This is a genomic window from Microcystis sp. M_QC_C_20170808_M9Col (assembly GCF_007095495.1).
In the GTDB taxonomy this organism is placed as follows: Bacteria; Cyanobacteriota; Cyanobacteriia; order Cyanobacteriales; family Microcystaceae; genus Microcystis; species Microcystis aeruginosa.
This window is the reverse complement of sequence record NZ_SFBZ01000124.1, coordinates 1-5510: the sequence shown is the minus strand read 5'-3', so window position 1 is coordinate 5510 and position 5510 is coordinate 1. Positions and strand designations below refer to the sequence as shown.

Sequence of the window (5510 nt, the reverse complement as noted above, 5' to 3'; positions counted from 1 at the left end):
TCAGTTATCAGTTATCAGTTATCAGTTATCAGTTATCAGTTATCAGTTATCAGTTATCAGTTATCAGTTATCAGTTATCAGTTATCAGTTATCAGTTATCAGTTATCAGTTATCAGTTTTCAGTTTTCAGTTCATCGATTACTGTTCACCGTTTACTGTTAACTGATAACACTTCATAATTCATAATTCATAATTCATATATGTTACTTTCTGCCAAAGGATTATCGAAAAGTTTTGGAGGCATTCGCGCCGTCAATAATGCTTATTTGGATGTGCCGCAGGGCAGCATCACTGGGTTAATCGGTCCAAATGGAGCCGGCAAAACCACACTTTTTAACCTTTTATCTAATTTTATTCGCCCAGATAAAGGAGAAGTTTTTCTTGATGGTCAGCCCATTCATCAGCTGCCTCCCTATCAAATTGCCCTGAAAGGATGTGTGAGAACTTTTCAAGTAGCAAGGGTATTATCCCGATTAACGGTGTTAGAAAATATGCTCTTAGCTAGTCCGGGGCAAACGGGCGAAAATTTTCTCAACGTCTGGTTTCAGGGGGCAAAAATTCGCCAACAGGAACAGGAAAATCGTGACAAAGCTTTGGACATATTAGATTCGATCGGTCTGGGGGAAAAAGCGCACGATTATGCGGGAGCTTTATCGGGAGGACAGCGTAAATTATTAGAGATTGGCCGAGTGCTAATGACCAAGCCAAAATTAATTTTATTAGATGAACCGGCCGCCGGAGTTAATCCCACTTTAATCGCTCAAATCAACGACCATATTATCGAATGGAATCGTCAGGGAATTACCTTTTTGATTATCGAGCATAATATGGATGTGATTATGTCCCTTTGTCACCACATTTGGGTATTAGCAGAAGGGACAAATTTAGCCGATGGTATTCCCAGCGAAATCCAAAAAAACGAGCGGGTTTTAAAGGCTTATTTAGGAGACTAAAGCTAATTTTTGCACCTGCTGAACAAAGTTAGCCAGAATTTTTAAGCCATTAGTCGAGGATTTTTCCGGGTGAAACTGCACCGCTACCAAACGATCACGAGCGATCGCTGCCGTCACCGTTTGACTGCCGTGGGTGACGGTGGCAGCAGTTACATGACTATCAAGGGGATCAACATAATAGGAATGGACAAAATAGACGTGAGGATGCGGGGGTAATCCCTGCCAAAGAGCATGATCCGGCTGGGTGAAGTCTAATTGATTCCAACCCATGTGGGGAATGGTAATGCCAGGTTCCGAGCGAAAACGGCGCACTGTCCCCGGAATAATCCCTAAACCCGCCTCTTGACCTTCCTCCGATGTCTCAAAGAGAATTTGTAAACCGAGACAGATACCGAGAAAGGGTTTACCATTAGCGATCGCCGCTTTGATCGGTTTTTCTAGATGACGGCTGCGAATTTGCCGGACAGCAGGATCAAAAGAACCGACTCCGGGTAAGACAATAGCGTCAGCTTTTTCCAGATCGAGGGGAGAATCGGTAATTTTCGGCACTGCACCCACGGTTTCCAGTCCTTTACAGGCAGAGTGCAGATTTCCCATGTCATAATCGATGACAGCGATTAAGGTCATTGCTATATACTGATCAGGCGATGACCTTATTTTAGAGCAATCACGCCGCTAAATTAGGTCTTGACTCAAAAATGAAACGCACGACGGGGGAAGCCGAAGGCGGGGGGATCACATCGCCTTGTACCAGTTGAGAAAGTGCATAATTTTGGGTAAATCTTCTGGTTGGGCAGGTGCGATCAGATAATGGACATGATTAGACATGATACAGAGAGCATAAAGCTTAAACTGGTGTTTGTCTAAAGCCTTCTTGATGGCATAAAGAAATACCTCCAGGCATTCCCGCTTGGATAGTTTGAACTCTCGGTTATTGCAGCGTGTGGTGACGTGGTAGGAATAACCAGCTTGTAAATTTCGAGGTTTTCTGGGCATATTTAAATTCTTGAAAACGTAGTAAATTTTATGTTAATAACAAAACCCCGCTTTCAAACCTTTGCTGAATATCTACAATATGAGGATAATTCAGAGGAATCATCTGAATTATTTAACGAAAAATTGGGAGAATTGCCACCAGAATCAGGACTTAAATTTCAAATCGCTAACTTTCTTTTTCTCACATTTGCCTCACTTGTTGGACATCGGAGAGTCAGAGGACATGGTTGAGAATTAGAAGTGAGATGCGAACCGAAAAACCGTTGTCCTGACTTAACCATTATTCGAGAAGAACATATTCAATTACTCTCCCAGAGAAATACGATTCTTCTTTCCATTTTACCCCCCCTTATTAGTCATTGAAGTGGTTAGTCCAGGGGAAATCTAAAGAGAGAGAGATTACATCGCTAAAAGAATTCAATATCAAGATTGTGGGATTCCCAAATACTGGATAGTTGCTCCTCAAACTCAAACCATTTTAGTCTTATAATTAAGAGTAGATACTTACACACAGGTTGGTAATCTTAGCAATGATGACTTAGTAATATCCGCTATATTTAGTCAACTCAATTTAAAAGTTTCTCAAGTATTTAATTAGGCAAATTAACCACCATGATTACCGTCAAACCGATGATCTTAAACTTAAAATCCGTCAATTTAAGCGATGAGCAATTTTATCAACTTTGCCATAATAACGACGATTGGCGAATTGAACAAAATGCCGAAGGAGAATTAATCATTATGCCGCCTGTTGGTGCTATTAGTGGAAATCGAGAATCAGATTTGAACGCCGATTTAGTTATTTGGAATCGTCAAACAAAACTCGGTAAAGTCTTTAGTTCTTCCACTATATTTACCTTACCCAAGGGTGGTAAACGTTCCCCTGATGTTGCTTGGATTGCTAATGAACGCTGGGAAGCTTTACCCCGAGAAGAACAAGAAAAATTTGCGAGAATTTGTCCTGATTTTGTGATATAATTAAGATCACGCACTGATCCCTTAACCCAACTACAAGCAAAAATGCAGGAATATCTTGATAGTGGCTTAAGATTGGGTTGGTTAATTGATCCCATTAGTCAACAGGTAGCCATCTATCGCCAAAATCAGGAAGTAGAAATCGTCTCATTACCAACCACCTTATCTGGGGAGAGCGTTTTACCCGGATTTACTTTAGAATTACCCATGTTTTGACGACAGGAAATACCAAGATGATAGCAACTACAACGATTTCTCCTCAATTAACCATTCCACGCCTAGAAAATGGGGACAAGCTCACTCGTCGTGAATTTGAGCGTAGATATAATGCCATGCCAAATCTGAAAAAAGCAGAACTCATTGAAGGAATTGTTTATATTATGGCTTCTCCCCTCAGAATTAAGAACCATGGTGAACCCCATGCTGATATTATAGGTTGGCTAAGTGTGTATAAAGCCTTTACTCCCAATCTGCAATTAGGGGATAATTGTACGGTTCGTCTTGATGCGGACAATGAACCTCAACCCGATGCACTATTAAGAATTAAAAATGGTGGACAATCAACAATTAGTGAGGATGGTTATGTCGAAGGTGCGCCAGAGTTAATCGTCGAAATTGCAGCGAGTACCGTCTCCCTTGACTTACATCAAAAACTTAAGGTTTATCGCCGTAACCAAGTGCAAGAATATCTAGTCTGGCGAGTTGACGATGGAGAATTTGATTGGTTTAGATTAACCAATGAAGAATATATTAAACTTGAACCGAACTCAGAAGGGATAATTTGTTCTCAGATATTCCCTGGATTATGGTTAGATAGAGATGCTTTACTAGCCGGTGACTTAGTCAAGGTTTTAGAGGTTTTGCAATTGGGAATGGCAAGGATAAAAAATTAATCTAGTTAGAGTAATCTAAATTTAACAAAAACTTCACACAAATTCATAAAAAGACTATTGACTTGACGACCAAAGAAGGAGTAATGAAAACCGATAAAATCTTTTATACCCTATTTCAAGTCTTTCCCGAACTTCTCTTTCAACTGCTGGGGGAATCTCCGAATCTAGCGCAAAATTATCAATTCAAGTCAATCGAAATCAAAGAATTGGCTTTCCGGCTCGATGGGGTATTTATTCCCGATGCTGACCACCCGGATTATCCGCTTTACTTTGTCGAAGTTCAATTTCAAAAGGACGAGGATTTTTATTGGCGATTTATGACTCAGATCTTCCTGTATCTCAAGCAGTATAAGCCGGAACGCGCCTGCTGTCCCGTGATTCTGTGGGGAAAGCGCCGCTTGGACATTGGGTTTCCCATCGCTTACCAAAATTTGCTAAACTTAGAGCGGATCCAACGAATATATCTCGATGAAGTCGAGGCTGAATCTCCTCCCTCTCTGGGGATAAGTATCCTCCAGTTTATCCTCATCAGTGGGAAAAAAGCACCCGAACAGGTTCAATCCTTGATTGAGCAAACCCGCAAACAGATTATTGACCCTAACACTCAACGAAATGTTATCGAGTTAATCGAGAAGATTATTATCTACAAATTTCCTCAGAAAAGTCGCCAGGAGTTAGAAGCTATGTTTAATCTCACTGAATGGAAACAAACCAAGTTTTATCAAGAAGCTAAAGAAGAAGGAAAACTTGAAGGAAAACTTGAAGGAAAACTTGAAGGGAAATTGGAAACAATTCCTCTTCTGGTTAGGTTGGGACTTAACGAAGAACAAATTGCGCGGGAATTAAATCTAAGAGTTGAGATTGTTCGTCAATTTATTGCCAATCATAACAATTAAAACTTTTTGACTAATTTACCAATGCAATGGAGTAAATTTTATGTTAATCACTAAGCTTTACTGATGTCAAGACACTCAAAACTAGAAAAATGCTAATGGAGATCATCAATTATGCTGGGTGTTGATCAATTAAAACAACTCTATGAGATTGATGACTCTCAATGGCTAGGAGAAACCGTTAGCTTACTCAGAAATCATCAATTTCAACAGCTAGACTTAGAACCTTTAATCGAGGAATTAGAGGATTTGGGCAAAGAAAAGAAAAATGCGGTAGCCAGTCTTTTAGAACAGGTTATCCGCCATTTATTATTGATGCAATACTGGACAAAAGAAGCAGAATATAATATAATTAATTGGCAGGAATAAATCTATAATTTTCGTACTCAATTAAGGCGAAAAATGACGGCTAATCTCTGTAGTTATTGAGAATAAGAATTAAAATCGATCCACCAAGATGCGTTAGGTTTCGTCAAAATCAAAACAGTAAATACTGTGATTTTTCCCTCTCAATGTCCTTACTCACTAGAACAATTACTAGATCGCTCTTGGTTGCCATAACAATCAATTAAACAACCAAAAAAGACTAAGAATTATGTTAACAACTAAACCACGCTTTGAAACCTTTGCCGAATATCTACAATATGAGGATAATTCAGAGGAATCCTCTGAATTGTTTAATAGACCTCTTGCATAATTTTTTTATGGTATAATATAAGGTTTTGCTTTTTTCTCAATTCTTAGATTGAAGTGGAAAAAAGAATAAAATGTGATCTTAGGTCAGGAAATCATCTATAATT

Annotated in this window: 5 protein-coding genes and 4 pseudogenes; 7 read left to right on the top strand and 2 right to left on the bottom strand. The window is 39.3% G+C overall.

What is annotated here, in order from left to right:
- Positions 1-200 precede the first annotated feature (200 nt).
- Positions 201-953, top strand: a complete 753-nt coding sequence (locus tag EWV68_RS07625) for an ABC transporter ATP-binding protein (protein ID WP_287169378.1) — start codon at positions 201-203, stop codon at positions 951-953.
- Here the strand turns inward: EWV68_RS07625 and hisH are convergent.
- Together hisH and EWV68_RS07615 are read right to left on the bottom strand one after the other, a co-directional pair.
- A complete protein-coding gene (gene hisH / locus EWV68_RS07620; protein WP_061431606.1) occupies positions 942-1580 on the bottom strand; it encodes an imidazole glycerol phosphate synthase subunit HisH in 639 nt (212 codons plus the stop codon). The two genes, EWV68_RS07625 and hisH, sit on opposite strands and share 12 nt — an antisense overlap.
- A 108-nt stretch (positions 1581-1688) precedes the next feature.
- Positions 1689-1949, bottom strand: a complete 261-nt coding sequence (locus EWV68_RS07615) for a transposase (RefSeq protein WP_072319673.1) — start codon at positions 1947-1949, stop codon at positions 1689-1691.
- A 30-nt stretch (positions 1950-1979) separates the two neighbouring features.
- On the opposite strand from EWV68_RS07615, the pseudogene EWV68_RS07610 reads away from it, so the two are divergent.
- From EWV68_RS07610 to EWV68_RS07585, 6 genes and pseudogenes are all read left to right on the top strand, one after another.
- Positions 1980-2547 (top strand): annotated as a pseudogene (locus EWV68_RS07610) (Uma2 family endonuclease).
- 14 nt (positions 2548-2561) lie between these two features.
- Positions 2562-3140: pseudogene (locus EWV68_RS07605) on the top strand (Uma2 family endonuclease).
- A 17-nt stretch (positions 3141-3157) separates the two neighbouring features.
- Positions 3158-3817, top strand: coding sequence for a Uma2 family endonuclease (locus EWV68_RS07600; RefSeq protein ID WP_061431608.1), 660 nt, complete (start codon positions 3158-3160; stop codon positions 3815-3817).
- A gap of 83 nt (positions 3818-3900) precedes the next feature.
- On the top strand, positions 3901-4713 hold the full coding sequence (locus EWV68_RS07595) for an Rpn family recombination-promoting nuclease/putative transposase (protein WP_061431609.1): 813 nt from the start codon (positions 3901-3903) through the stop codon (positions 4711-4713).
- Positions 4714-4824: 111 nt separating this feature from the next.
- Positions 4825-5271, top strand: a pseudogene (locus EWV68_RS07590) (DUF29 domain-containing protein).
- A gap of 34 nt (positions 5272-5305) precedes the next feature.
- A pseudogene (locus tag EWV68_RS07585) lies at positions 5306-5401 on the top strand (Uma2 family endonuclease); the annotation flags it as partial.
- Positions 5402-5510: the final 109 nt, after the last annotated feature.

Excerpts from the sequence above, each read along its gene's own strand:
- EWV68_RS07600 (WP_061431608.1), top strand. The coding sequence starts at position 3,158 with ATGATAGCAACTACAACGATTTCTCCTCAATTAACCATTCCACGCCTA.
- hisH (WP_061431606.1), bottom strand. The coding sequence starts at position 1,580 with ATGACCTTAATCGCTGTCATCGATTATGACATGGGAAATCTGCACTCT.
- EWV68_RS07625 (WP_287169378.1), top strand. The coding sequence starts at position 201 with ATGTTACTTTCTGCCAAAGGATTATCGAAAAGTTTTGGAGGCATTCGC.
- EWV68_RS07595 (WP_061431609.1), top strand. The coding sequence starts at position 3,901 with ATGAAAACCGATAAAATCTTTTATACCCTATTTCAAGTCTTTCCCGAA.
- EWV68_RS07615 (WP_072319673.1), bottom strand. The coding sequence starts at position 1,949 with ATGCCCAGAAAACCTCGAAATTTACAAGCTGGTTATTCCTACCACGTC.